The 26517-nt window shown below is 70.9% G+C and carries 23 protein-coding genes and 1 pseudogene; 14 read left to right on the top strand and 10 right to left on the bottom strand.

The annotated features are described in order from the left end of the window. The first annotated feature begins 6 nt into the window (after nt 1-6). Both polA and ACQ143_RS01340 read left to right on the top strand, forming a co-directional pair. Entirely contained in the window at nt 7-2649 is a 2643-nt protein-coding gene (gene polA, locus ACQ143_RS01345) for a DNA polymerase I (protein ID WP_449568925.1), read from the top strand. A 50-nt stretch (nt 2650-2699) separates the two neighbouring features. Continuing rightward, nucleotides 2700-4376 (top strand): DUF885 domain-containing protein, encoded by a 1677-nt coding sequence (locus tag ACQ143_RS01340; protein ID WP_449568924.1) that lies wholly within the window; start codon nt 2700-2702, stop codon nt 4374-4376. 4 nt (nt 4377-4380) lie between these two features. On the opposite strand, the gene ACQ143_RS01335 is transcribed toward ACQ143_RS01340, so the two are convergent. Beyond that, nucleotides 4381-5010, bottom strand: coding sequence for a phosphoribosyltransferase (locus ACQ143_RS01335; RefSeq protein ID WP_449568923.1), 630 nt, complete (start codon nt 5008-5010; stop codon nt 4381-4383). Between the two features lie 22 nt (nt 5011-5032). Between ACQ143_RS01335 and ACQ143_RS01330 the strand changes: the two genes are divergently transcribed. The 4 genes from ACQ143_RS01330 to ACQ143_RS01315 all read left to right on the top strand — a co-directional run bounded on the left by ACQ143_RS01330 (nt 5033) and on the right by ACQ143_RS01315 (nt 8591). Further along, a complete protein-coding gene (locus ACQ143_RS01330; protein ID WP_449568922.1) occupies nt 5033-6067 on the top strand; it encodes an LLM class flavin-dependent oxidoreductase in 1035 nt (344 codons plus the stop codon). A 33-nt stretch (nt 6068-6100) separates the two neighbouring features. Further along, nucleotides 6101-7465: an MFS transporter gene (locus ACQ143_RS01325; RefSeq protein ID WP_449568921.1), complete on the top strand. Its 1365-nt coding sequence runs from the start codon at nt 6101-6103 to the stop codon at nt 7463-7465. A 19-nt stretch (nt 7466-7484) separates the two neighbouring features. Beyond that, the gene (locus ACQ143_RS01320) at nt 7485-8246 is read left to right on the top strand and encodes an SGNH/GDSL hydrolase family protein (protein ID WP_449568920.1); all 762 of its coding nucleotides are present in this window, start codon (nt 7485-7487) and stop codon (nt 8244-8246) included. An 87-nt stretch (nt 8247-8333) separates the two neighbouring features. Further along, nucleotides 8334-8591: a DUF6458 family protein gene (locus ACQ143_RS01315; RefSeq protein ID WP_449568919.1), complete on the top strand. Its 258-nt coding sequence runs from the start codon at nt 8334-8336 to the stop codon at nt 8589-8591. Nucleotides 8592-8594: 3 nt separating this feature from the next. On the opposite strand, the gene ACQ143_RS01310 is transcribed toward ACQ143_RS01315, so the two are convergent. Beyond that, the gene (locus ACQ143_RS01310) at nt 8595-9920 is read right to left on the bottom strand and encodes an MFS transporter (RefSeq protein WP_449568918.1); all 1326 of its coding nucleotides are present in this window, start codon (nt 9918-9920) and stop codon (nt 8595-8597) included. A 53-nt stretch (nt 9921-9973) separates the two neighbouring features. On the opposite strand from ACQ143_RS01310, the gene ACQ143_RS01305 reads away from it, so the two are divergent. From ACQ143_RS01305 to ACQ143_RS01290, 4 genes and pseudogenes are all read left to right on the top strand, one after another. Next, a complete protein-coding gene (locus ACQ143_RS01305; RefSeq protein ID WP_449568917.1) occupies nt 9974-10717 on the top strand; it encodes a formylglycine-generating enzyme family protein in 744 nt (247 codons plus the stop codon). A 133-nt stretch (nt 10718-10850) separates the two neighbouring features. Next, nucleotides 10851-11693: pseudogene (locus ACQ143_RS01300) on the top strand (RNA polymerase sigma factor); the annotation flags it as partial. Nucleotides 11694-11946: 253 nt separating this feature from the next. Beyond that, nucleotides 11947-12867, top strand: coding sequence for an AEC family transporter (locus tag ACQ143_RS01295; RefSeq protein WP_449568916.1), 921 nt, complete (start codon nt 11947-11949; stop codon nt 12865-12867). A gap of 118 nt (nt 12868-12985) precedes the next feature. Next, nucleotides 12986-13540 carry an HdeD family acid-resistance protein gene (locus ACQ143_RS01290; protein ID WP_449568915.1) on the top strand — a complete coding sequence of 185 codons (555 nt, stop codon included), beginning with the start codon at nt 12986-12988 and terminating at the stop codon, nt 13538-13540. A gap of 30 nt (nt 13541-13570) precedes the next feature. On the opposite strand, the gene ACQ143_RS01285 is transcribed toward ACQ143_RS01290, so the two are convergent. Further along, nucleotides 13571-15574, bottom strand: a complete 2004-nt coding sequence (locus tag ACQ143_RS01285) for a S9 family peptidase (RefSeq protein ID WP_449568914.1) — start codon at nt 15572-15574, stop codon at nt 13571-13573. Nucleotide 15575: 1 nt separating this feature from the next. Continuing rightward, on the bottom strand, nt 15576-16340 hold the full coding sequence (locus ACQ143_RS01280; RefSeq protein ID WP_449568913.1) for an SDR family oxidoreductase: 765 nt from the start codon (nt 16338-16340) through the stop codon (nt 15576-15578). A gap of 146 nt (nt 16341-16486) precedes the next feature. On the opposite strand from ACQ143_RS01280, the gene ACQ143_RS01275 reads away from it, so the two are divergent. The 4 genes from ACQ143_RS01275 (at nt 16487) to ACQ143_RS01260 (ending at nt 19308) form a co-directional block, all read left to right on the top strand. Continuing rightward, on the top strand, nt 16487-16975 hold the full coding sequence (locus ACQ143_RS01275) for an NfeD family protein (RefSeq protein ID WP_449568912.1): 489 nt from the start codon (nt 16487-16489) through the stop codon (nt 16973-16975). After that, the gene (locus ACQ143_RS01270; protein WP_449568911.1) at nt 16968-18065 is read left to right on the top strand and encodes an SPFH domain-containing protein; all 1098 of its coding nucleotides are present in this window, start codon (nt 16968-16970) and stop codon (nt 18063-18065) included. The genes ACQ143_RS01275 and ACQ143_RS01270 overlap by 8 nt, the downstream gene beginning before the upstream one ends. Then, nucleotides 18062-18859 (top strand): glycerophosphodiester phosphodiesterase family protein, encoded by a 798-nt coding sequence (locus ACQ143_RS01265; protein WP_449568910.1) that lies wholly within the window; start codon nt 18062-18064, stop codon nt 18857-18859. Before ACQ143_RS01270 ends, ACQ143_RS01265 begins: the two co-directional genes overlap by 4 nt. Nucleotides 18860-18939: 80 nt before the next feature. Beyond that, nucleotides 18940-19308: an RNA polymerase-binding protein RbpA gene (locus ACQ143_RS01260; RefSeq protein WP_449568909.1), complete on the top strand. Its 369-nt coding sequence runs from the start codon at nt 18940-18942 to the stop codon at nt 19306-19308. 3 nt (nt 19309-19311) lie between these two features. On the opposite strand, the gene lnt is transcribed toward ACQ143_RS01260, so the two are convergent. The 6 genes from lnt to ACQ143_RS01230 all read right to left on the bottom strand — a co-directional run bounded on the left by lnt (nt 19312) and on the right by ACQ143_RS01230 (nt 26508). After that, entirely contained in the window at nt 19312-20844 is a 1533-nt protein-coding gene (lnt, locus tag ACQ143_RS01255; protein ID WP_449569562.1) for an apolipoprotein N-acyltransferase, read from the bottom strand. Nucleotides 20845-20932: 88 nt separating this feature from the next. Beyond that, complete coding sequence (locus tag ACQ143_RS01250; protein ID WP_449568908.1) at nt 20933-23398, bottom strand: DEAD/DEAH box helicase; 2466 nt, start codon at nt 23396-23398, stop codon at nt 20933-20935. Then, nucleotides 23395-24156 (bottom strand): twin-arginine translocase subunit TatC, encoded by a 762-nt coding sequence (gene tatC / locus ACQ143_RS01245; RefSeq protein WP_449569561.1) that lies wholly within the window; start codon nt 24154-24156, stop codon nt 23395-23397. The genes ACQ143_RS01250 and tatC overlap by 4 nt, the downstream gene beginning before the upstream one ends. Nucleotides 24157-24219: 63 nt before the next feature. After that, on the bottom strand, nt 24220-24489 hold the full coding sequence (locus tag ACQ143_RS01240) for a twin-arginine translocase TatA/TatE family subunit (RefSeq protein WP_449568907.1): 270 nt from the start codon (nt 24487-24489) through the stop codon (nt 24220-24222). Nucleotides 24490-24544: 55 nt separating this feature from the next. Beyond that, entirely contained in the window at nt 24545-25504 is a 960-nt protein-coding gene (locus ACQ143_RS01235) for a helix-turn-helix transcriptional regulator (protein ID WP_449568906.1), read from the bottom strand. After that, nucleotides 25501-26508, bottom strand: a complete 1008-nt coding sequence (locus tag ACQ143_RS01230) for a helix-turn-helix transcriptional regulator (protein ID WP_449568905.1) — start codon at nt 26506-26508, stop codon at nt 25501-25503. The genes ACQ143_RS01235 and ACQ143_RS01230 overlap by 4 nt, the downstream gene beginning before the upstream one ends. Nucleotides 26509-26517 lie beyond the last annotated feature (9 nt).

Below are 26517 nucleotides of genomic sequence, written 5' to 3'. Positions count from 1 at the left end.
TGCAGGGTGACGGACTCCGCAAAGCCTACCCTCCTCGTCGTCGACGGCCACTCGCTCGCGTATCGCGCGTTCTTCGCCCTCCCCGTCGACAATTTCTCGACCAAGGACGGACAGCACACCAACGGCATCTACGGCTTCCTGTCGATGTTCGTGAACCTCGTCAAGGCCGAGCAGCCGACCCACCTCGCCGTCGCGTTCGACACGTCCCGGCACTCGTTCCGCACCGACCAGTACGCCGAATACAAAGCCAACCGCAGTGAGTCGCCCGCCGAGTTCAAGGGGCAGATCCCGCTGCTGCAGGACTGCCTCGCGGCCATGAACGTCACGGTGCTCACTCAGGAGGGCGTCGAGGCGGACGACATCCTCGCGACCCTGGCCACCCAGGGTGTCGCCGAGGGCTTCGACGTGCTGGTGTGCTCGGGTGACCGCGACACCATCCAGCTGGTCACCGACGAGGTCACACTGCTGTACCCGAGCGTGCAGGGCGTCTCCCAGCTCAAGCGCTACACCCCCGCCACCGTGATCGAGAAGTACGGGCTCCCGCCGGCCAACTATCCCGACATCGCCGCGCTCGTGGGTGAGACCAGCGACAACCTTCCCGGCGTGCCGAAGGTGGGTGAGAAGACTGCGGTCAAATGGCTCACCCAGTTCGGTTCGCTCGACGAGCTGCTGGCCCGTGCGGACGAGATCAAGGGCGTCGTGGGCGGCAACCTCCGCGAGCACCTCGACGACGTGCGCCGCAACCGGTCCCTCAACGCCCTGCTGCGCGACGTCGAGCTCGGCGTCGGCCCCGCCGACCTGGCCGTGCGGCCCATCGACCCGATCGCCGTGCGTGACATCTTCGCGCGGCTGGAATTCCGCACCCTGTTGCCGAGGGTGTTCGACGCGATGGGCGGTGACCCCGCCGAGGCGGAGCCGGCTGCGCCGGCCGTCGCGGCCCCCACCCCGACCGAAGCGGATGCCGCGGCCCTCACCGCGTGGCTGGCCGACGCCGGTGCGCAGACCGAGCTCGGTCTGACGGTCACGGTCGAGGGCGGGCTGCCGGCCCGCGTGGGTGTGGCGTCGGCCGACGCCGCCGTCGAGGCCACCTGGTCGCCGGCAGTCGCCGACGCGCTGCGCCCGTGGCTCGAGGGCGACGGCCCGAAGGTCATGAACGACGCCAAGACCCCGGTCAAGGCCCTGGCCCGTGCCGGCGTGACGCTGGGCGGCCTGGCGTTCGACACGCTGCTGGCCGGGTGGCTGCTGCGCCCGAGCCTGCCCGACAAGACCCTCGCCGACCTCGTCTACCGCTTCCTCGACGAGAAGCTGCCCGAGGCCGACCCCACCCAGCTCGTGCCCGAGACGGAGGGCGCCACCCCCGGCCAGCTGGCCTGGTACACGCTGCGGGTGGCCGGTGCCGTGCGCGAACAGCTGCCGCCGAATGTGGCCACCGTCCTCACCGACATAGAACTGCCCACGCTGCGGGCTCTGGCAGCCATGGAGCTGGCCGGCGTCGCCGTGTCGCACGAGAAGCTCTCGACGTTCTCCGCCGAGCTGGGTGCCCGCGCCGACGACATCGCCCGGCAGGCGTTCGCGACGATCGGCCGTGAGGTCAACCTGGGCTCGCCCAAGCAGCTGCAGGAGGTGCTGTTCGACCAGCTCGAGCTGCCGAAGACGCGCAAGACCAAGACCGGCTACTCGACGGATGCCGGGGCCCTGGCCGACCTGCAGGAGTCGCACCCGCACCCCTTCCTCGATCTGCTGCTGCAGCACCGCGAAGCGACCAAGCTGCGCCAGATCATCGAGTCGCTCGACTTGGCGATCGGCGGTGACGGGCGCATCCGCACCACCTACGTGCAGACCGGCAGCCAGACCGGACGCCTGTCGAGCACCGACCCGAACCTGCAGAACATCCCGATCCGCAACGAGGAGTCGCGACGCATCCGCGCCGCGTTCGAGGTGGGCGCCGGTTACGAGACGCTGCTCACCGCCGACTACTCGCAGATCGAGATGCGCATCATGGCGCACCTGTCCGGCGATCCGGGGCTCATCGAGGCGTTCAACTCGGGGGAGGACCTGCACCGATTCGTCGGCGCCCGCGTGTTCGGCGTCGACCCGGCCGAGGTCACCCCCGCGATGCGCACGAAGGTCAAGGCGATGTCGTACGGCCTCGTCTACGGACTGTCGGCGTTCGGCCTGTCCAAGCAGCTGCGCATCGAGCAGTCCGAGGCCAAGCAGCTGATGACGGAGTACTTCGCCCGGTTCGGCGCCGTGCGCGACTATCTGCGCTCGTCGGTCGAGCAGGCCCGGATCGACGGCTACACCGAGACGATCTTCGGGCGCCGCCGGCCGTTCCCCGACCTGACCAGCCCCAACCGGGTGCTGCGCGAGAACGCCGAGCGGGCGGCACTGAACGCCCCGATCCAGGGCAGCGCGGCCGACATCATGAAGATCGCGCTGTTCCGCATCCACGACGAACTGACCGCGGCGAACCTGGCCTCGCGCGTGCTCCTGCAGATCCACGACGAACTGGTCGTCGAGGTCGCGCCGGGGGAGTGGGAGCCGGTGGCGGAGATCGTCCGCACCCGCATGGGCGACGCCGCCGAACTGTCGGTGCCGCTGGACGTGCAACTGGGTCGGGGCGACAACTGGGATTCCGCCGGCCACTGACCCGGCGGCGCCACCTGCGCAACCCGCACGCGCCGGATTAGGCTCGGGGGATGACAGACGTACAGCGCACCCCCACGCCGGTCGACACGATCGCCGACGCCTGGGTCGACACCCTTGCCGAGCTCTCTCCCGGCCTTGCCACCTACATCGGCCGCTCCGAGTACAACGACCGCCTCGACGACCTGTCGCCGGCGGGCGCCGACCGCGCCGCCCAGGCCGCACGCGACACCCTCGCGCGCCTGCAGGCCGCCGAGCCCGTCGACGACGTGGACGAGGTCACCAAGGCCGACCTCTCCGCCGACCTCCAGCTCGAGCTCGATCTCCACGACGCACAGGCCCACCTGCGCGACCTCAACGTGATCGCCTCGCCGGCACAGGAGATGCGCAACGTCTTCGACCTGATGCCCACCGCCACCGCCGACGACTGGAGCGTCATCGCGAAGCGCCTGTCCGCCGTGCCGGGCGCCCTCGACGGCTACATCGAGACGCTGCGCGCGGGCATCGCCGCCGGCGTCGTACCCGCCCGCCGCCAGGTGGCCGAGGTGATCACCCAGATCGGTCGGTACACCGCCGACGACGGCTTCTTCGCCGAGTTCACCCAGGGTGCCGCCACCGCCGACGGCGCGCTGCCCGATTCCCTCACCGACGACCTGAAGACCGGTGCCGATGCAGCCCGCGGAGCCTACGACACGCTCGCCCGGTTCCTCGCCGACGAACTGGCGCCGGTCGCCGGAGAGAACGACGCCGTGGGCCGCGAGCTGTACGCCCTGCACTCACGGCGTTTCCTCGGGGCGACCATCGACCTCGACGAGACATACGAGTGGGGGATCGAAGAGCTGGCCCGCATGGTGGCCGAGCAGGAGCGGATCGCGAACGAGATCAAGCCCGGGGCGACGGTCGAAGAGGCCGTCGCGTTCCTCGAGGCCGACGAGTCGCGCAAGCTGCACGGCACCAAAGCCCTGCAGGAGTGGATGCAGGCCACCAGCGACCGCGCCGTCGCCGAGCTCGGCAAGACCCACTTCGACATCCCCGAGCCGATCCGCACACTCGAGTGCATGATCGCGCCCACCAACGAAGGCGGCATCTACTACACCGGCCCGACCGACGACTTCTCACGTCCCGGCCGCATGTGGTGGTCGGTGCCCGAGGGCGTCGACACGTTCGACACGTGGCGGGAACTGACCACCGTGTACCACGAGGGCGTCCCCGGCCACCACCTGCAGATCGCGCAGGCGGTCTACAACCGCGCCGAACTCAACTCGTGGCGTCGCCTGCTGGCCGGCTCCAGCGGCCACGCGGAGGGCTGGGCTCTGTACGCGGAGCGCCTCATGGAGCAGCTGGGCTACCTCGACGACCCGGCCGACCGGCTGGGCATGCTCGACGGCCAGCGCATGCGTGCCGCCCGCGTCGTGCTCGACATCGGCGTGCACCTGGGCAAGCCCCAGCTCGACGGCGGCGAGCCGTGGAACGCGGACTACGCGCTGGAGTTCATGCGCCGCAACGTCAACATGTCCGACGAGTTCGTCCGGTTCGAGGTCAACCGCTACCTCGGCTGGCCGGGCCAGGCCCCGTCGTACAAGGTGGGGCAGCGCATCTGGGAGCAGATCCGGGACGAGGCGGCCGAGCGCGCCGGTGCCGACTTCGACATCAAGCAGTTCCACATGCGCGCACTGCGCCTGGGCGGTGTCGGCCTCGACACCCTGCGCATGGCGCTCGCGCAGGGCTGACCGCTCATCCGGCGCGGGGGTCGTCCCTGAGCAGGTCGACGACCTCCGCGTCGGTGGTCTGGGTGAAATCGTCGTAGAACTGACCGACGGCCCAGAAGTCGCTCTTCCGGTGCGGGCAGACGAACTCGTCGACGACGTCGGCCGGCGGATGCCAGTGGGCCGGCGCGACGGGCACAGCCAGCACGATCCGCCGGGCACCCCGCGCGCGCAGCGCCCGGCACGCCACGATCGCGGTCGCGCCGGTGGCGACGCCGTCGTCCACGACGAGCACGTCGCGCCCGGACACCTCGGGACCGCCGCCGAACAGCCGGCTGCGACGGCGCAGTTCGACGCGCTCCCGGTCTTCCACCGCCTGCAGAGCGGCCGCATCGGCACCCTCGGCGCGGGCGGCCCGCTCGTCGACGAACCGGACGTCGTCGGCGATCGCACCGACGGCGAACTCCTCGTGGGCGGGCGCACCGAGCTTGCGCACCACGACCGCACTCACCGGCAGCCCCAGCTCCCGGCCCACCGCCGCGGCGACGACGACACCGCCGCGGGGGATGCCGACGACGACGGCATCCGTGCCGCGCCAGGCGGCGAGTTCCCTCGCCAGCTGCCGGCCCGCATCGGCCCGATCGGTGAACTCGGCCATGAACTCACCGTACGCTCTACCCATGACCACCGTGCAGCTCGGACTGGACACCTTCGGCGACATCACCCACGACGAGGAGGGCCGGCCGCTGTCGGCGGCGCAGACGATCCGCCACGTCGTCGACCAGGCGGTGCTGGCCGACGACGTCGGTCTGCACTTCCTGGGCGTCGGCGAGCACCATCGGCCCGATTTCGCCGTCTCCAGCCCCGAGATCGTGCTCGCCGCCGCGGCCGCCCGGACGAGCCGGATCCGGCTGGGCACGGCGGTGACCGTGCTCTCCAGCGACGATCCGGTGCGGGTGTACGAACGGTTCGCGACCCTCGATGCGCTCTCGCACGGGCGCGCGGAGGTCATCCTCGGCCGCGGCTCGTTCATCGAGTCGTTCCCGCTGTTCGGCTATGAGCTGTCCGACTACGAGGTGCTGTTCGAAGAGAAGCTGGACTTGTTCTCGCAGCTGATACGCGAGAAGCCGGTGACGTGGCAGGGGACAACGCGGGCATCCCTGCAGGACGCCGACGTGCACCCCAAGACCGAGAACGGACTGACCGCCTGGGTCGGGGTCGGCGGCAGTCCCGAGTCGGTCGTGCGCACGGCGCGCTACGGCTACGGCCTCATGCTGGCGATCATCGGCGGGGGACCGGCCCGCTTCCGTCCCTTCGTCGACCTGTTCCACCGTTCCCTGGACTCGTTCGCCCACGACCATCGTCCGGTCGGCGTGCATTCGCCGGGCCACGTCGCCGACACCGACGAGCAGGCGTGGGAGGAGCTCTACCCGGCGCTGAAGGCGAACCGGGACGCGATCGGCGCCGAGCGCGGCTGGCCGCCCTACAACCGCCTGCAGTTCCAGAACGACGTGGGTCCCGACGGCGCCGTGTTCGCCGGCTCGCCCGAACGCGTCGCCCGCAAGATCGCCGACACCGTCCGGGTGCTGGGCGCAGACCGCTTCGACCTGAAGTACTCTCACGGACCGCTGTCGCACGCCCGGATGATGCGCTCGATCGAGCTGTACGGCACCCGGGTCGCCCCGATGGTCGCCGACATGCTCGCGTCGGCGTGACGTGCTCCGCGCGACAGCCATACGATTCTGAACATGACCGATCTGTCGACCCCTTCGGTGGCGTCGCGCCTCGACGCGCAGCCGTTCACCCGCGACCACCTGCGCATCCTGGGAGGCTCGGGCATCGGCTGGGCGCTGGATGCGATGGATGTCGGTCTCATCTCGTTCATCATCGCCGCGCTCGTGTCGGAATGGTCGCTCACCGGTGAGCAGGCCTCGTGGATCGCCTCGGCGGGCTTCGTGGGCATGGCCGTCGGCGCGAGCGTCGGCGGTCTGCTGGCCGACCGGCTCGGCCGCCGCTCGGTGTTCGCCCTCACGCTCCTCGTCTACGGCCTGGCGACCGGGGCGAGCGCCCTCGTCGGCGGACTGGTCGCCCTGCTGATCCTGCGCGTCGTGGTGGGCCTGGGTCTGGGTGCCGAGCTGCCGGTGGCCAGCACCTACGTCAGTGAGTTCGCCCCCGCGCGCATGCGCGGCCGGCTCATCGTGATCCTCGAAGCGTTCTGGGCGGTCGGATGGACCGCCGCCGCTCTCATCGGGTACCTCGTCATCCCGAACATCGACGATGGCTGGCGTTGGGCGTTCGCGATCGGGGCGATCCCGGCGGCCTACGCCCTCATCGTGCGGTGGGGGCTGCCCGAGTCGGCGCGCTGGCTCGACCGCCAGGGGCGACGCGGCGAAGCCGAGGCGGTCGTGGCTGACCTGGACGCGTCACCTGCCGTGGGCTGGTCGACGCGGCGGCGACTGGCTCCCGTACGCGTGGTGACGGCGCCGGTGCCGGTCCCAGCGGCCACCACGGGGCGCGAGCGGCTGGCGGCGCTGTGGTCGTCCGAGTTCTCGATGCGCACGGCATGCGTGTGGACGATCTGGTTCTGCGTCAACTTCGCGTACTACGGCGCGTTCATCTGGATCCCGACGCTCCTGTTCAACCAGGGCTACGATCTGGTCAAGTCTTTCGGGTTCACCCTGATCATCACTCTGGCGCAGCTGCCGGGATACGCGGTCGCGGCCTGGCTGATCGAGGTCTGGGGCCGGCGCACGACGCTGTCGGTGTTCCTGGTCGGATCGGCCGTCTCGGCCGTGCTGTTCGGCACGGCGGCCGGTGAAGGCGCGATCATCGCGACCGGCATGGCGCTGTCGTTCTTCAACCTCGGGGCCTGGGGCGCGCTGTACGCCGTGACGCCGGAGCTGTACCCGACCTCCCTGCGCGCGACCGGATCGGGGTGGGCCGCCGGAGTCGGCCGCATCGCCTCGATCGTCGCGCCGCTGAGCGTCCCGCCGATGATCGCCGTCGGAGGGATCGCGCTCGCCTTCGTCGTGTTCGCGGTGTTCTTCGCCATCGCCGCTGCCGCGGCCTGGGGGCTGATCGACACCCGCGGGGTCGCGCTGGACGAGCGCTGAGACGCCGTAGGCTGGATCGGTGGAACCCGTCCGATTCGTCGCCATCGGCGACTCGTTCACCGAGGGCGTCGGCGACGAACGGCCCGACGGCACGGTCCGCGGCTGGGCCGACCTCGTCGCCGAAGGCTGGGCCGACTCGCGCGGGGAGAGCATCGAGTACGCGAACTTCGCCATCCGCGGCAAGCTCGTCTGGCCGATCGTCGCGGAGCAGCTGGAGCCCGCCCTGGCGTTGAAGCCCACGCATCTAGCGTTCAACGGCGGCGGCAACGACATGCTGCGCCCGCGCACATCGATCGGCCACATCGCCGCCGCGTTCGCGCAGGTGCTGCGCCGCTGTGACGAAGAGGGCGTGACGCTCGTGCTGCTGTCGGGGGCGAACCCGTCTGCGCAGCTGCCGATGAGCCGGCTCATCCAGCGTCGCGGTGACCTGATGTCGGCGGCGGTGCTTCAGATGCTGGCCGACCGTCCCGACGTCATCCGCGCGCTGAACTGGCCCGACCGGGCGCTGTCCGACCCGGCGTACTGGTCGGCGGACCGCCTGCACATGAACGCGCGGGGGCATCACCGCGTCGCCGCGCGGGTGCTCGACGCGCTCGGCGAGCGCGTTCCGGACGGCTGGTGGTCGCTGACCGAGACCGCCGCGGCTCAGCGGCTCAGCAACCGGCGGTATTTCCGCGAGCACCTGGGGCCGTGGGTACGGCGGCGGTTGACCGGCACCTCCTCGGGTGATCACCGCGTCGCCAAGCATCCGCAGTGGGTGAGTGTCCTGCCCGCGGCGTAATCACAGCGGTCCGGTCCGTGTCAAGCCCGTCGCGGGTCCGGCATCCGCCCCCCATCATGGCGATGTCCCAGCAGTGAGGAGATTGCCATGAGTATCGGAACCGGAATCGTCCTGTTCGTCATCGGCGCCATTCTGGTCTTCGCCGTCAACGTGGAGGTCGAGTGGGTGAACCTCGACATGATCGGGTACATCCTGATGGCAGCGGGAGTGGTGGTGTTCCTGATCGGGATCATCCTGCTGTTCCGCCGGCGTACCACCCATGCCGTCACGCGCACGAGCGACCCAGCCGTGGGCGACCGTGTCACGCGCACCGAGACGAGCGCGCCCGACGACCCCGTGGTCTGACCGTCAGCGCCGGGGGCGGCGCGGCTGGTCCATGCCGATGTGGATGCGGGTGCGCTTGCGCTCGATGCTGATGAACGTCGCCCCCAGCAGCCACAGCGGCACCTGGGTGAGGAAGGCGAGCCGGAACGCGTCGAGCGAGTAGGTCGCCGGCGTACCCGCCCCCTGCAGGTCGAGCGCCAGCCCGATCAGCAGGATCGCGATGAGTGCCGCGAGGAACCCACCCGCGTTGGTGAGGCCGGTCGCGGTGCTCAGCCGTTGCGCCGGATTGTGCGTGCGGGCGTGGTCGAACGCGACCATGGATGCCGGTCCGCCCATCGCCAGCGCGAACGCCAGCACGTACAACAGCCACAGCGGCGCCGTGCCTGGCCAGACGATGACGGCCAGCCAGGCCGCCATCTGCACGAACACCGCCGGCAGGACCAGGGCGCGCGAGCGCAGGTGGGGGATGCGGCGGGACAGGTCGCCCATGACCGGGCCGACCACCATGCCGACGATCACATAGGTGGAGGTGATGGCGGCCGCGGACGCGACCGACAGGCCTTCGCCGGCGGTGAGGAACGGCATGCCCCACAGCAGGATGAACGCCGTCCCCGCGAACGGGGTCGCGAAGTGCGACCAGAACGCCAGGCGTGTGCCGGGGTGTCCCCACGCCGCCCGGATGCCGACCCCCGTGTCCACCGACGACCGCACCACCCGGATCGCGCCGGTGTCGGTGTCGACCGTGACGTCGGCGGCCACCTCGGGGGGATGGTTGCGGATGAGCGCGACCGTCAGCACCGCGAACAGCACGCCCAGGCCCGCGATGCTCCCGAAGGTGATCGACCAGGTTGTCGCGTGCAGCAGGGCGGCGAGGGGGATCAGGGCGATCAGCTGCCCGGTCTGCCCCACGATGCCGGTCAGCTGCACCATGACCGGTGCGCGTTGGGCCGGGAACCAGGTCGCGATCAGCCGCAGCACGCCGGGGAAGACAGCCGCGTCGCCGGCACCCAGCAGCATGCGTGCGATCAAGGCCACGCCGACGCTGGGGGAGAGGGCCATCGTCAGCTGGCCGACCGCCATGAGGACCATGCCGGCGGTCATGATGGGACGGGCACCGTACTTGTCCAGGAGCACCCCGATCGGGATCTGCATCCCGCCGTACATGGCCAGCTGCACCACGGCGAACATCGACAGCGTCGCCGCGTCGGCACTGAACCGCTCGGCGGCGTCCACCCCCACCGCCGCGAGTGAGCTGCGGTTCGTGATCGCCAGCACATAGCCCGCGACACCCACGACCCAGATGATCCACGCGCGCACGCCGGGGCGGGACAGTGCGGAGAATCGGGCCACCTTCCCACGTTACCCGCCGTCCGCCGGCGCGGTTCCCGTGCGAGACTGCACGGATGACCGACATCGAGATGGCGGCGATCCCCGCCGGCACGGTCACGCTCCACGATGCGCGACGCAGGCTGCGCCGCACCGTCACGCTCGAGCCGTTTCAGATCGGCGTGTTCCCCGTCACCGAGGAGCAGATGGCGGAGCTGCTGGGCACACCGGCATCCCACCCCCGCCGACCCGCGGCGGACGTGGGCTGGCTGCGGGCCGTGCGGCTGTGCAACGCGGCATCCGAATGGGAGGGACTGGACCCGGCCTACACGTTCGACGGCGAGGAGGTGACCTGGCACGTGGATGCCGACGGCTACCGGCTGCCCACCGAGGCCGAATGGGAGTACGCCTGTCGTGCCGGGTCGACGGGGCCGCACTACGGCCCTCTGGCCGACGTCGCCTGGACCGCCGCGGACGATCTGCGGCATCCGGCCGACGTCGGGGGGAAGCTCCCCAACCTGCACGGACTGTTCGACACGCTCGGAAACGTCTGGGAGTGGTGCTGGGATCTGCTGGACCCGGCGCGGTACCGCGACTACCGGGTGTTCCGCGGTGGCGGGTTCGCCGACGACGCGTGGAGCGTGCGCGCCGGCACCCGCCGGGGCGGTGCGCCCCGGATGCACCACGACGACGTGGGGGTGCGGCTCGCGCGCGGCGGGTTCGACGCCGTGGACGAAGCGCAGGGGTGGTCGGCGGCGGCCGACCGGGAGCGGGCGCTGGATCCCGGTGCGCTGCCGGCGGGGTGGACACCGCGGGGGTGAGCGGCGAAGAATCTCGACAGGTGATGTCGATTTCGCCCGGTGCCGTTCGACGCATCAGTGAGGGCGCATTCGGCGCCCACCGCACAAGGAGACGGACAGATGAAGCACATTGGCGCCGGGAGGCCGAGGCCAAGTGACCTCCGACGTCTCACGCGCGGTCGAGGCCGTCTGGCGCATCGAGGGAGCACGCATCATCGCGACGCTCGCCAAGATGACCGGCGACCTCGGCCTCGCCGAGGACGTCGCCCAGGAGGCGATCGCCGAAGCGCTGGCATCCTGGCCCGAGCGGGGACTGCCCGCCAACACGGGGGCGTGGCTCACCGCGGTCGCCAAGCGCCGCGTGATCGATGCGTGGCGCCGTCGAGAGCGGCTGCACGACCGGCATCGGGCGCTGGCGCACGAGTTGTCGGAGGCGACCGAAGACGAGTGGATGCCGATCGACGACGACCTGCTCCGGCTGGTTTTCACGGCCTGCCACCCCGCCCTGTCGCGCGAATCGCAGATCGCCTTGACCCTGCGCGTCGTAGGTGGTCTGACCACAACGGAGATCGCCCGGATGCTGCTGGTCCCGGTGACCACCGTGCAGGCGCGGATCACCCGGGCCAAGAAGACCCTCGCCGCGGCGCACATCCCGTTCGAGACCCCGGATCCCTCGGAATGGGGCGAACGGCTCGCGGGAGTGCTCGGCGTCATCTACCTGGTCTTCACCGAGGGGTATGCCGCCACGACGGGGGAGCGCGGCATGCGCCCCGACCTCGCCGATGAGGCGCTGCGCCTGGGGCGGGTGCTGGCGGGGCTGCTGCCGCGCGAGCCGGAGGTGCAGGCGCTGGTCGCGCTCATGGAGTTCCAGCGCTCCCGGTTCGCGGCGCGCGAGGACCGTGACGGCGCGCCGGTACTGCTTGCGGACCAGGATCGCAGCCGGTGGGATCGTGCGCAGATCGCCGGCGATTCGACCGGCCACGTGAGCTTATCGAGACACAAGGCCACAGCATCGGTTCGCCATCGGCCTGACATGTCTCGTGTCACAACCTGGCGCGACGAGCTCGAATCCGTAGATTGACATGTTCGATGGCAGGAATGACATGTCTGGTGTCGACGGGCACGGGTGAGCGGACACGCGGAGCCGACTCCGTACTTGAGTTGACATAATGTGTATTATCGGCGCGCGCACGTCCCAGCGGCATCCGCTGGTAGCGCAGCCGGCCGCCGCCGGGCCCTAGCATCGAAGGGTGCTCGATACGCTCACCGGATTCGTCGTCGTGGGCGTCGCGATCGGTGTGGGATGGATCATCGGCGGCATCGACCTGCTGGGTCCGCACGCCCGGCACGTCCTGAGCCGGTTGACGTTCTTCGTGCTGTCGCCGTTCCTGCTGTTCGTCGTGCTCGCGCAGGCTGACATCCACATGCTGTTCTCCGCGCTGCTGCCGGTGTCGGCGATCGCCGCGGCGGTCGTGTTCGCGATCGCCGTGCCCGTCATGCGCTTCGTCTGGCGCCGCAGCGTCGGCGAGACGCTCATCGGCGCACTGTCCAGCGGCCAGGTCAACTCGAACAACATGGGCATCCCGCTGTCGCTGTATCTGCTGGGCAGCGCCGCCTATCCGGCGCCGGTGATCCTCCTGCAACTGCTGGTGTTCACCCCGATCTCGATGGCGATCTTCGAAGCGGTCACCACCGGGCAGCGCCGCGTGATCCCCATCGCCCGCCGCACCCTCACCAACCCGATCGTCCTCGGCTCGGTGCTGGGCGTGCTGGTCTCCGCCTCCGGCATCCAGCTGCCACCCATCGTCATCGAACCGGCATCCCTCGTCGCCGACGCGTGCGTGCCCGTGCTGCTGATCACCTACGGCATCTCGCTGCACGGCCAGCGCGTGTTCGGCGCGTCCGGCCGCCGTCGCGACATCGTGCTGGCGACGACCCTGAAGCTCGTCGTGATGCCGCTGGCCGCGTGGGCGGCGGCCACCTTTCTGTTCCAGCTGCCGCGGGAGGATGTTCTGATCGTGACGGTGCTGGCCGCCCTGCCCACGGCGCAGAACGTCTTCAACTACGCCCAGCGCTACGACGTCGGCGAGACGATCTCGCGAGACACGATCTTCCTCACGACGGTCGGCTGCGTGCCCGTGCTGCTGCTGATCATGGTCTTGCTCGGCTGAATGCCGGATGCCGGAGCAAACGGTCCGCGGATGTCGCAGGGCCAATAGGTGCCAAACTCCCCCGCCGGGTCTACGCTGTAGACGTTCCCTCACAGGAACCTCTCAGAAAGGGGCGAGCATGTCCACCACAACATCGTTCGACAAAGAGGCGGTCAACGGCATCCGCACCGCGCTCGGCATCAGCGGCGTCCTCGCCGTCATCGTCGGCGTCCTGATCCTGGTCTGGCCGGGCAAGACGGCGATGGTGATCACCGCGATGATCGCGATCTACGCCATCGCCGCCGGACTCGCCTACGCGGGCCTGGGCATCTTCTCGAAGACGAAGGGCGGCTGGTCGCGCATCGGCCACCTGCTCCTCGGCCTGCTCTACATCGCGGCGGGCATCGTCGCCTTCATCAATCTGGGGATGGCCACCGCATGGCTCGCGGTGTTCGTCGGCATCCTCGTGGGCATCATGTGGATCGTCGAGGGCGTCGTCGCCCTGTCGACCCTGGGCGACGCCGCCTCCAGGGGGTGGGCCGTCGCGTTCGCGATCCTCTCGATCATCGCCGGCGTCCTGTTGTTCCTCTCCCCCGTGTGGGGCGCGCTCGTGCTGTGGTGGATGCTGGGCATCTCTGCGATCGCGCTGGGCGTGGTGAACATCATGCGGGCGTTCACCTTCGGCAAGAGGTAGACCGCCCGGACGGGAGGAAGCGCGACCGGATCAGCCGACCGGCAGGTGGCGCTGCCACCATTCGATGACCGCGTCGAACCGCTCTACGCGGTGTCGGGGACGGCCACCCCGGGTCAGTTCGTGGTCCTCCCCCGGGAACACCAGCATCTCGGCCTCGACACCGTGCCGCTTGAGCGCCGTGTAATACCGCGTGGCCTGCTCCAGCGGACAGCGGAAGTCGAGTTCGGAGTGCAGCACCAGCGTGGGCGTGCGCACCTGGTCCACCACCGCCATCGGGCTCTGCGCCGCGATCCGGGCGGGGTCGGTGCCGACGTACTCGTCACCGAAGAACGAGCCGATGTCGCTCGTGCCGGCGAAGCTCACCGGGTCGAGGAACCCCCGCTCGACGATGGCGCCGGCGAAGCGGTGGTCGTGCGCGATCACCCAGGCGGTCAAGTACCCGCCGTACGACCCGCCCATGACGCCGACGCGGTCGCCGTCGAGCCGGTCGTCGGATGCGATCGCCCCGTCGAGGAAGTCGATGACGTCATGGAAGTCGACCGTGCCCATCTTCTGCCGGATGCTGCGGCCGTGCGCTCGGCCGTACCCGGCACTCCCCCGCGGGTTGCAGTAGACGACGGCGTAGCCCGCGTCGACGAGCACCTGCGTCTCGTCGAACAGATGTATGCCGTACGCGGCATACGGCCCGCCGTGGATCTGGAGGATCACGGGGAACGGGCCGTCGCCCGCGGGCGTGGCGACCCAGCCGTGCACCGGGTACCCGTCGCGCCCGGCGACCTCGAGTTCCACGGGGTGGACGAGACCGGAGCGCTGTGCTGCCGCGCCGAAGTCGGTGACCGTGCCGGCGCCCACGACGGCCAATTCGCCGAAGCTGTCGGGCGTGCGGTGCGCGACCACGATGCGCTCGCCGGCGGGTGTGCGTGCCGCGGCCTGGCCGGTGACCTCGACGTCTCCGTCGAAGACCGGGGTGACCGTGCCGTCGCGCGTCACGCGCAGCAGGTGCACCCGGCCGCGGGTGCGGTTCTGCACGAGGTAGTCGTCGCCGAGGACGGTGATGTGCGAGTCGCTCTCCCCCAGGTCGATCGTCTCGGGGTCGGTCAGCGCGCGCAGTTCCTCCCCCTCCACGAGCCACAGCCCGACGCCGGGCGCGACGAAATCCGTCCCCTCCGGGCCGACGGACGAGCCCAGCACCGCGACGGTCCCGTCACCGGCGACCGCGACGTCACCGATCGACAGACCGGCGTCCGGGCGCACCACGTCGCGCCGGCCGGACCCGTCCACGGCGACGGCGACCAGGTGTGAGCGCAGGTCACGCTGCGACGGCTCGATCTCGTCGACGAGGGTGAGCACCTCGGAGCCGTCGGCGGTGAACACGACACCGCTGTGCGAGCGCGTGCCCTCGGTCAGCTGCACCGGCTCGGCCGCGACGATCGTCTGCGTCGGGGCGCGTCCGCCCTCGGGGACCACCACCGGCGCCGGCGCGTAGAAGGGCTCCGCGTCGGTGTCGGGGGCGTCGATGACGAACACGTGCGAAGGCCGGTCGATGATGTAGCCCAGGCCGTTGGCGTGCCAGCGGATGCCGGTGATGCGGCGCGGCGGTTCGGCCGCGGCGTCACGGCCCTCGACCGTGCCATAGCGGCCGGGCTCGGGCATCCGCGCGGTGTAGGCCAGGCGGGCACCGTCGGGCGACCAGGCGAAGGCCCCCACCCCGGCGGGGGTGTCGGTCGCCTGCACCGGCTCGGAGCCGGCGGCATCCATGACGAACACCTGCCCGGTGCCGGACGCGTCCTCGCGCACGAAGGCGATGCGCGTCCCGTCGGGCGACAGCTGCGGCGCGCGGTCGGCGACACCGCGGGTGAGCCGGCGCACAGCGGTGCCGCCGGCACGGTCGTCGAGGTCGACCCGCCAGAGCTGCCCGACCCCGCGGTCGGCGGTCACCTCCGGACGCGAGGTCGCGAAGACGGCGAACGATCCGTCGGGCGCCAGCGTCGGGCGCCCCACCGAGATCAGGGTCTCGATGTCGGCGGCACGCATGTCACTGACCGCCGAACGAGCTCACGTCGCCCACGAGGCGCGTGTTGTCCGCAGGGACCGGCTCGATCGCGGCCAGGGCGACCTCGGCGGCGAACTCGGACACGTTGTAGAGCCGGCCGGCGTCCTCGCGGCGCGAGGCGATCGCGCCGGGGTTGGCGCGTTCGAGCAGCGTCGCGGTGATCGTGCCCTCGATCATGTCGCCGGAGACGACCACGAACTCGACGCCGCGCTCGGCGAGGGCGGGGATGCGCTCGCGGAGCGCGTCCTCGCCGGCGCGCTTGGACAGGGCGACCGGCTCGTACTCGGGCATGGTCGGGGTCGTGCGGATGAAGTGGGCCTGGTGGCTGGTCACGAACACCACCCGGCCGCCGGAGGGCAGCAGCGGCAGCGCGGTCTCGAGCACGTTGACCTGCGCGTCCCGGTTCAGCAGGAGCGCGTAGTCCTCGGCCATGCCGCTCTCCATACCACCCGAGGCGTTGAGCACGAGGATGTCGAGCCCCCCGAAGCGCTGCGCCACGGCGTCGAACATGTCGGCGACCGAGCCCGGGTCGGTGAGGTCCGCGCCGACGACCAGCACCTCGACGCCCAGCTCGCGCAGCTCGGTGGCGAGCTTCTCGGCGCGCGGGGCCTTGTTGCGGAAGTTGATGACCACGTTCGCCCCGCCCTGGGCGAGATAGCGGGCGGTGTCGGCTCCGATGCCGCGGGACGACCCCGTGACGAGGGCCGTGCGGCCGCTCAGTGAACCGGCGGGGATGGGCTGGGACATGGGGAATGCTCCTGCAGGTCGAGGTGTGCCGCGACAGCGCCGCGACCGTTCAGACTTTAGCAATCGGCACGGCGAACAGCCGCGTCGCACACCGCGCGCACCCCCCGTTCGGTAGTCTCGGACAAAGAGCCCGGGAAGGAGCGGCGATGCTGCCGGATCTCACGCAATACCTGTGGATCGCATGGCTCGTCCTCGCGCTGCTGTGCGTGATCATCGAGATGTTCACCCTCGAGTTCACCTTCCTCATGCTCGGCGCCGGCACCCTCATCGGCGGGCTGGGCGTCAACCTCGCCGGCGGCCCGTGGTGGGCGCAGGTGCTGGGCGCGGCTGCGGTGTCGGGGCTGTTGCTGTTCACTATCCGGCCCCTGCTGCTGAAGGCTCTGCGCCGCAGCAGCGAGCTGAAACCCACCAACGTCGACGCCCTGTACGGCATGGCGGCCCGCGTCGTGGCGCCCTTCAGCGACGGCGACGGCTCGGTCAAGCTCGACAACGGCGAGACCTGGACGGCGCGCCTGGTCGACGGCGACGAGACCGCGCTCGACGTCGGCAGCCGCGTCGTGGTGCGCGCTGTGCGCGGCGCCACCGTGGATGTGGCCCCTGTCATCCCCGAGGAGAGGACCATCGACCATGACTGACACCGCCGCTCCCCTGCTGGTCGACGTCGGCGCGTTCGCGGGCCAGATCTTCGTCATCGTCCTGCTGGTGGTCATCGCGATCTTCGTGATCGTGGTGATCTTCCGTTCGATCCGGATCATCCCCCAGGCGTACGCCGGCATCGTCGAGCGGCTGGGGCGCTATCAGCGCACCCTCTCCCCCGGCCTGAACCTGCTCGTGCCGTTCATCGACCGGCTGCGGCCCCTGGTGGACATGCGCGAACAGGTGGTGTCGTTCCCGCCGCAGCCGGTGATCACCGAGGACAACCTCGTCGTGTCGATCGACACCGTCGTGTACTTCCAGGTCACCGACGCCCGCGCCGCGACGTACGAGATCGCGAATTACTTGAGCGCCGTCGAGCAGCTCACCACCACGACGCTGCGCAACGTGGTGGGCGGGCTCAACCTCGAGGAGGCGCTCACCAGCCGCGACAACATCAACGGTCAGCTGCGCGTCGTGCTCGACGAGGCGACCGGCAAGTGGGGCCTGCGCGTGTCCCGCGTCGAGCTGAAGGCCATCGACCCGCCGGTGTCGATCCAGGACTCGATGGAGAAGCAGATGCGGGCCGAGCGCGACCGCCGCGCCGCGATCCTCACCGCCGAGGGCTCCAAGCAGTCGCAGATCCTCGAGGCCGAGGGACGCCGGCAGGCGGAGATCCTCAAGGCCGAAGGCGACAAGCAGGCCGCGGTGCTGCGTGCGCAGGGCGAGGCCGAGGCCATCAAGATGGTGTTCGACGCCATCCACGTGGGCGAGCCCGACGACAAGCTGCTGGCGTACCAGTACCTGCAGACGCTGCCGAAGATCGCGGAGAGCCCGTCGAGCAAGATGTGGATCATCCCGAGCGAGCTGACCGAGGCGCTCCACGGCATCGGCAACGCCTTCGGTGGCCGTGCTGCGCCCGGCCCGCGCCGGTCCGGTGCGCACGGCGGCACCGGCGGCACCTCCAGTGCCGTCGCCGACGAGGCCGTGTCCGCCGCGCGCCAGGCCGCGTCGGCAGCCGACGAGATCACGTCGGAGGCCCGCGCTGTCCCCGGGCAGACGCGGAAGGCCGAGCCCCCGGCATCCGAATGACCCACCCCTGGTTCGCCGCCACGCCGACGCCCCGGGTCCTCGCGCACCGCGGCTTCGTGCCGCCCGACGCAGAGGGCATCGTCGAGAACACCGCCGCGGCCTTCGCCGCCGCGCACGCCGCCGGCGCGGTCTACGTCGAGTCCGACTGTCACCTGACCGCGGACGGCGAGGTCGTGCTGTTCCACGACGAGGATCTGACCCGGGTCGCCGGCGACAGTCGGCACGTCACGGCGATCACGTTCGCCGAGCTCGAGCGTGTCATGGCCACGCGCGGCGGCGTCCTGAGCCTGGCGGAGGCGCTCGACGCGTTCCCGACCCTGCGGTTCAACCTCGACGTGAAGGTGGATGCCGCCGCCGGCCCCGTCGGGCGCGCCGTGGCGCGGCACGCCGACCGGGTGCTGCTGACGAGCTTCGACGACGACCGGCGGCGTGCGGCGCTCGCCGCGGCCCGGGCGGCCGGCGGCGTGCCCGCGACCTCGGCGGGCACCGGCACCATGGTGCGGGTGCTCGCGGCCGTGGCCGCGCGGTCGGATCGCCTCGTGCGCCGGGCCCTGGCCGGCATCGACGCCCTGCAGATCCCGGAGCGGCACTTCCGCGTGCGGGTGCTCACCCCCCGTCTGATCGCCGCCGCGCACCGGGCCGGGGCCGAAGTGCATGTGTGGACGATCGACGACCCGGCCGACATGGAGCGTCTGCTCGACATGGGGGTCGACGGCATCGTGACCGACCGCACCGACGTCGCGCTGGCGACCGAGCTGCGCCGGACGGGTCGGCGGCCTGAAGATCGGCTGTGAAAGCACACGCCCATCCAGCTTCCTCGGATGATCCGCACAGGTGCACGCGTTATACCTGAGGACGACGAGAGGACCACACAATGGCAGATCGCAGCCTGCGTGGCTCACGGATCGGCGCCTCCAGCCTACAGAGCGAAGAGGGCGTCGTTTTTCATGAGCGCGCCAACCACACCTACGTTTGCAGCCAGTGCGAACGCGAGACCGTACTGACCTTCGCGGCGGATGCCGAAGTGCCCGACGCCTGGGAGTGCCGCACCTGCGGCGGCGAGGCCCTGCGCCGCGTCGGCGAAGGTGTCGCCGAGGTCGACCACTCGGGCGACAAGGTCGCCCGCACGCACTGGGACATGCTCATGGAACGCCGCACGATCCCTGAGCTGGAGGAGCTCCTCGAAGAGCGCCTCGCCCTGCTGCGCGAGCGCCGCGGCGGAAACGCCAAGCTCACCGCCTGATCGTCAGCCGTCGACCCCGGTCTCATCCGAGGCCGGGGTCTTCGCTGTCCCCGGACGCCGCACGGCGAAGGCGACCACGAGCAGCGCCAGGGCACTTCCCCAGCCCAGCAGCAGCTGCAGCCACGGACCGGCGACGACGGCCGCCGTCAGCCCGGTGCGCAGCGGCACGTCGGTGATCATGGCGCCGGCCTGCGCGGCCGGCAGCGCCTCGATCGTCGACCCGTCGGGCGCGATGACCTGGCTGGTGCCCACCGTCGACAGGTTCACCACGGCCCGGCCGGTCTCGATGGCGCGCATCCGCGCGAACGCCAGCTGCTGCAGGTTCTCGTCGGTGTCGCGGAAGTCGGCGTTGTTGGTCTGGAACATGTAGACCTGGGCGCCGGCGCGGGCGCCCTGCCAGATGACGTCGTCGTAGATGACGTCGAAGCAGATGGCCAGCCCCACACCCACCCCGTCGACGTCGAAGAACGGCGGGTTGGTCCCCGGCGTGTACTCACGCTGGATGAGGCCGATGAGGTCGGGGGCGATCATCTCGTAGAACCAGCGGTCGGGCACGTACTCGCCCATCGGCACCGGGTGCGACTTGTCGTGGTAGGTCACCGGGTTCTCGGCCCCGTCGCGCCACAGCATCGAGGTGTTGAACATCTGCTCGCCGCGCGTCGTCGCCGCGTTGACGATCAGGGGCGCGTCGACCCGGGCCGACAGGCGGTCCAGCACCTGGGCCACCGAGCCGTTGTGCGTCGGATCGGCGTCGATGCCGCCCTCGGGCCACAGGAGCACATCCATCTCCTCGTCCAGCAGCGCCTCGGTGGCCGCCAGCTGCGCGTCGAGCACCGCGTACGGTTCGCGCGCGTCGAAGTACCCGGCGGGGCCGTTGCCCTGCACGGCGCCGACGCGCAGCGTCCCGGCATCCACCGTCGGGAACTGCGGCACCGCCACGAGCAGGACCATCGCGGCCACCGCCGGCAACACCGTGCGCAGGTCGCGCCACTGCCACAGCCGAGCCCATTCGATGAGCGCGGCGGCGAGGAACACCATGACGAAGGTGAGACCGCTCACCCCCGTCCACGAGGCCAGTTCGGCCAGCGGGCTCTCGGACTGGCTCATGCCGATCCGCCCCCACGGGAACCCGGTGTAGGGCCAGGAGCCCAGGAACTGCTCCCGCGCGGTCCACAGGCCCGCCACGAGCGCGGGAAGGGCCACCAGACGCCCCCAGCGGCCCGGTGCGAGCCTCGGGAGCCATCGGTAGGCCAGGGTGAACGCGACGGCTCCGGCGGCGCTCAGCAGCGTCTCGATGCCCGCCAGGGCGAACCAGGGCACGACGCCGAGGTAGCGCGTGATCCAGACGATGTGGATGAGGTAGAAGGATGCCGCGAACACGAACCCGACCAGGAACGCGCCCCACGCCGACCGGCCGATGAGGGAGACCAGCGACAGCCCGACACCGACGAAGGCGAACGGCCACCACCCGATGTCGGGGAAGGCGAGATCCAGCACCGCGCCCCCGACGACGGCGGCCATGAGCGCGAACCACATCGGCAGCAGCGGGCGGGGGCGTTCGGGCACGCATCGAGCCTAAGCGGTGCGGCTCACCACCGGCTGACAGCGCCGGCGGGCGGGAGAGTCACACCGAGCTGTAGTCGACGATGCCGCGACGCACCGCCTCCAGCGCCCGCCGCGCGGTGGTCGCCACCGGCGGGTCGGCGACCATCGACAGCTGGTCGAGCAGGTCGATCACCTGCTTGGTCCACCGCACGAAGTCGCCGGCGGCCATGTCGGCGGCATCCAGCACGACGTCCAGCGGCATCCCCCGTGCCCACGCGTGCATGGCCGGGGCCAGACCGGTGGCGACCGGCTCGGACCCGGGCAGCCGGTGATCGCGCTCGAGGTCGTCGAGCCGCGACCACAGGTCCTGCGTCTCGCTGAGCGCCTGGCGGAAGGGGCCGCGCGGCAGTGCCCGCACCTCGGCGTCGGCGGCGTCGCCGCGCGGCTCGTAGACGAGGCAGGAGGCCAGGGCCGCCAGGCCGGGAGCGTCGAGCTGATCCCAGAGCCGACGGCGCAGCGACTCGGCCACCAGCAGGTCGCGCTCGCCGTAGATGCGGCGCATCGTGCGTCCGGCGTCGGTGAGCCGGGTGGTGCCGTCGGGTTCGAACACGACGTAGTCGAGGGCCGAGAGCACGTCGACTACCCGGTCGAACACGCGGGCGACGGTGCCGGTGCGCGTGGCGATCTGGCGTCGCAGCTTCTCCGTCTTCCGCTCCAGCCGCGCGTGGCGCTCACCCCACCGGGCGTGATGCTCACGGTCGGGGCAGCTGTGGCACGGGTGCCGCTGCAGGCGGCGGCGCAGCGCCTGGATCTGCTGCTGCCGCTTCTGCCGGGCGGCGTGCGACGTCTCGCCTCGTCCGCTCTTCTCCAGCTCGCTGAGTTCGCGCCGCATCGCCGCGTATTCGGTGAAGTCACCGCGGTCGCAACGCATGGCCTCGGCGTAGCCGGCCAGTGACTGCTCGGCATCCTTCACCTGCTGCGAGAGGCCCACGACGGCGCGGTCGGCCTGGAACTGCGCGAACGACGACTCGAGGATCTTGCGCGCCCGCGTGCGTCCGAAGCCGTCGATGAGGTTCACGGCCATGTTGTAGGTGGGCCGGAAGCTCGAGTTCAGCGGGTAGGTGCGGCGGGAGGCGAGCGCGGCGACCGCCTGCGGGTCCAGGCCCTCGGTCCACTGGATGACCGCGTGTCCCTCCACGTCGATGCCGCGGCGGCCGGCCCGGCCGGTGAGCTGGGTGTACTCCCCCGCCGTGATGGCGACGCGGGCCTCGCCGTTGAACTTCTCGAGCTTCTCGAGGACGACCGTGCGCGCGGGCATGTTGATGCCCAGCGCGAGGGTCTCGGTGGCGAACACCGCCTTCACGAGCTTGCGCTGGAACAGCTCTTCGACGATCTCCTTGAACGCCGGGAGGAGGCCGGCGTGATGGGCGGCGACGCCGCGCTCGAGGTTCTCCTTCCACTCCCAGAAGCCGAGCACCGCGAGGTCCTCGTCTTGGATGGTGCGGGTGCGGGCGTCCACGATCTGCCGGATCAGGTCGCGCTCGTCGCGGGTCGTCAGGCGGATGCCGGCCCGCCGCACCTGCTGCACCGCGGCGTCGCAGCCGGCCCGGCTGAAGATGAAGAAGATCGCCGGCAGCAGGTTGGAGCGCCGCAGCAGCTCGACGACCTCGGGACGGTCGATCCGCTCGATGCGCTGGATGTTCGCGGCGCGGACCGGACGCCGGCCGCCCTTGTGCGGGCGGCGCCGGCCGGCCTCGTAGCCGCCGGAGCGGAACTGGTGCGACCGCCGGTTGTTCTCGAACGTCTGCGCCTTCGCCGACCGGATGCGGGTGAGCTCCTGGTTGACCTGGGCGGTGGCCACGCCGGCCCGGTCGTCGAACAGCGGCAGCAGGTCGCCGCGCACGAGCACGTGCTGCTCGAGCGGCACCGGCCGCGTCTCCGACACGATGACGGCGGTGTCGCCGCGCACCGTGTCCAGCCAGTCGCCGAACTCCTCGGCGTTGGACACGGTCGCCGACAGCGACACCAGGCGCACCGCCGACGGCAGATGGATGATGACCTCTTCCCACACCGCGCCGCGGAAGCGGTCGGCCAGGAAGTGCACCTCGTCCATGACGACGAACCGCAGCCCCTGCAGCGCCGGCGAGTCGGCGTAGAGCATGTTGCGCAGGACCTCGGTGGTCATCACCACCACGCGGGCGTTGCCGTTGATGTTGGTGTCGCCGGTGAGCAGCCCCACCTCGGACTCGCCGTATACCGCCTGCAGCTCGCGGAACTTCTGGTTCGACAGCGCCTTCATGGGCGTCGTGTAGAACGCCTTGGCGCCCGGGTCGCGCATGGCCAGATGCACCGCGAATTCGCCCACGACGGTCTTCCCCGCCCCGGTGGGGGCGGCCACCAGCACGCTGCGGTCGTCTTCGAGGACGTGGCAGCCGGCGATCTGGAACGGGTCGAGGTCGAACGGCTGGGCTGCGGCGAAGGCCGTCGTCACCGGGTGGGCGGCGGCCGCCTCGGCGCGCGCAAACCGTTCGGCGGGATCGGTCACGGCAGCGGTCCGAGCTCGGCGGCGGTACGCCGGCGGCGACGCCAGTCGAACAGCGCCGACAGACCCGCCGCGGCGAAGAAGAGCACGATCAGGATGCCGGCGAGCAGCAGCATGCTCACGATGTCGGCCGCGGGGGTCGCGATGCCGGCGAAGACGACGGCGACCAGCACGGCGACCCGCCAGCCGCGGAGGATCGCCTTGCCGGTCATGATGCCGGCGAGGTTCAGCGCCACGAGGAAGACCGGGAGGATGAAGGAGACCCCCACCACCAGCAGCAGCTTGAAGACGAAGTCGTAGTAGTACTTGCCTTCGTACAGGTTCGCCGAGCCTTCGGGCGAGAACGACGCCATGATCTCGACGATGTGCGGCATGACCCACCAGCCGACATAGCAGCCGGCGAAGAACAGCGGCACGGCCGCGGCGACGAAGCCCACCGTGTAGCGGATCTCCTTGCGGGTCAGCCCCGGCATGAGGAACGCCCAGATCTGCCACAGCCACACGGGCGCCGAGATGATGATGCCGACCGCGAACGCGATGCGCAGGCGCATGTCGAACGGCCCGGTCACCGTGGAGTACATGAGCTGTACGATCGCCTGGGCGTCCTCAACGCGGCGTTCGGCCACGATGCGGATCGGCTCGCTCATCGCCGAGATGATCGCGTCGGTGAAGATGAAGGACACGACCATGCCGACCACGAGCGCGGCGAGGGAGATCAGGAGGCGCTTGCGCAGCTCGATGAGGTGCGCGCCGAGCGACATCTTCCGGTCGCGGCGCGGGACGTTGTCGTTCAGGCGTGGGCGTTGGGCCGTGGCCACGGGGCGTTACTGCGGGGAGTCGGATCTGCCGTTGCCGGCGGCCGGCGGCGAGGGCTCGGCGGCGGTCGACCCGGTCGTGCCGTCGGCGACCGTGGCATCCGGTGCGGCGGTGCTCTTGGCGGCGTCGTCTTCCTTCATCGCCTTCATCTCACCCTTGAAGATGCGGGCGGACTGGCCCATGCTCTTCGCGAGTGCCGGCAGCTTGGCCGCGCCGAACAGGAGCAGGATCACGATCAGGAGGATCCACAGATGCGGACCGGCGAATAGATTTCCCATAGCGTCCCCTCGTCAGAGCGTCGTCTCAGTGTACCTGCCGCAACCCGGAACCAGGTCAGCGGTACTGATCGAGCCCGGCCGCGGCCCATGCGGCGGCGGCGGCCCGGGCGGCCTCGGGCGCGAGCACCTCGACGTCGCCGCCGTGACGGGCCGCGAGTCGCTTGAGGCTGCGCTCGTCGGCCACCCGCACCCGCCCGGTGCGGCGCGCGCCGTCGGCGACGACGCTGCCGCGGTCGAGCGACGCGGGCAGGAGCGGGAGCAGCTCGGGGGCGAAGCGCACTTCGACGGCGACGTCGGTCTCGGTGCTCTCGAACAGCTCGGGCACGGTGTCGCCGCTGTGGGTGATCGCGATGTCGGTCAGCTGCACGTCGCTGACCCGGTCGAGGTGGAAGGTGCGCATGGCCTCGCGCAGGTGGCACCAGCCCTGCAGGTACCACTGACCGTCGGCGATGTGCACCTTGACGGGGTCGACGGTGCGGGTGGTGACCGGCCGGTCGGGCGCCTTGTACGCGAACGAGATCGCCACACCGGCGCGCAGGGCCTCGTCGACGGCGACGCGCACGTCGTCGACGGCCTCCGGCGCGACGATGACCTCGGCCGGCACGCCCGACGCGCCGCGGGCGAGCTTGGTGAGCAGCCCCTGCACGACGCCGCTGTCTCCCACCCCGGGCAGGGATGCGGCCAGCTGCAGGCCGGCCAGCAGCGCTGCGGCCTCGCGGGCGGTGAGCCGCGGAGTGCGTTCGAGGCCGACGGTGTTGGTGATCGAGATCACGTCCTGCTGGTCGAGCAGATCCCAGTCGATGTCGAACAGGTCGTTGGCCATCTGCCAGAAGCCGCCGTCGCCGGGCAGGCCGATGACGGTGAGCTTCTCGACCATCGCGCGCATCTGCGCGGGCGACACGTCGAACTCGGCGGCGGCGTCGGCCACCGAGACCTCGCCCTGCGCGATCAGGTACGGCACCAGCTGCAGGATCAGCGCGGCGCGGTCGGTGGCCAACAGCGGCGCGGCGCTCATCGGGCACCTCCGTGGACCTCGAGGGTGCGCTGCAGCCGCGCGATGACCAGCTCCCGGAGGTCGTCGGGCGCCACCACGCGCACCTCGGGCCCGTACGAGGCCAGCTCGTCGGCGAAGATGTGCGGGTCGACGTAGGACACCTCGATGCCCTGCGGTGCGCGCTGCGCCCGGCGGCTCAGCCGCAGCGCGGCCTCGGTGCCCGGGGCGACCTCCAGCAGCGCGCGCTGGCGGGCCGCGAGCTCCTGCAGGCCGGCGAGGGCCTTCTCCCCCGCGCCCTCCCGTCGTGCCGCGTCGAACCCGGACCGGGTGATCTGCACGTCCGAGACGATGCGCGACAGCAGGAAGGTGCGTTCGGCGTCCTGGTCGAGGTCGAACCCGAAGACGTGCCAGCGCGCCTCGAACTCGACGAGCGCCAGCGGCTGGATGCGCCGACGGTGGGCGGTGTGACTGCCGCCCTTGAGGTAGTCGAAGCTGACGACGCGGGTCTGCTCGATGGCCCGCTGCAGCGGGTCGAACGCCGGCTCGCGCAGGTTGATGCGCGGCGAGTAGCCGATGATGGGCGCATCGACCTCGATGCCCAGGGCGCGGATCTTGCGCAGTCCGCTGCGCGCCTGTGCGGACATGGAGCTGGAGCTCCAGACGCCGCCGGCGAGGTTGAGCACGGCCAGCTCCGCCGGCGTGAAGTCGATGTCGACGGGCAGCTCGTACTCGGCCGTGGGCACGCGGTAGCGGGCCTCGCGCAGGTCGTCGGGGTCGGTGTGGTCGCCGATCGTCTCGATCGGCACGCCCAGTCCGCGCAGGTTCTCCTTGTCGCGCTCGAACATCTTCTCCAGCGCGTCCTTGGACGCGCCGGCGGCGGACTGCTCGCGGTAGCCGGCCACCGATGTGAGGATGGTGTCCTTCGTCAGTCCCTGCTCGGTCGCCAGCAGTGCGACCACGAGGTTGACCAGGCGCTCCTCAGGAGCGGTGCGGAGCGTCCCCGCAGATGTCGAGTCGGTGGCCACCCGACCATC

The sequence above is a fragment of the Microbacterium pollutisoli genome (genome assembly GCF_053586795.1).
This window is presented reverse-complemented; position numbering and strand designations above follow the sequence as displayed.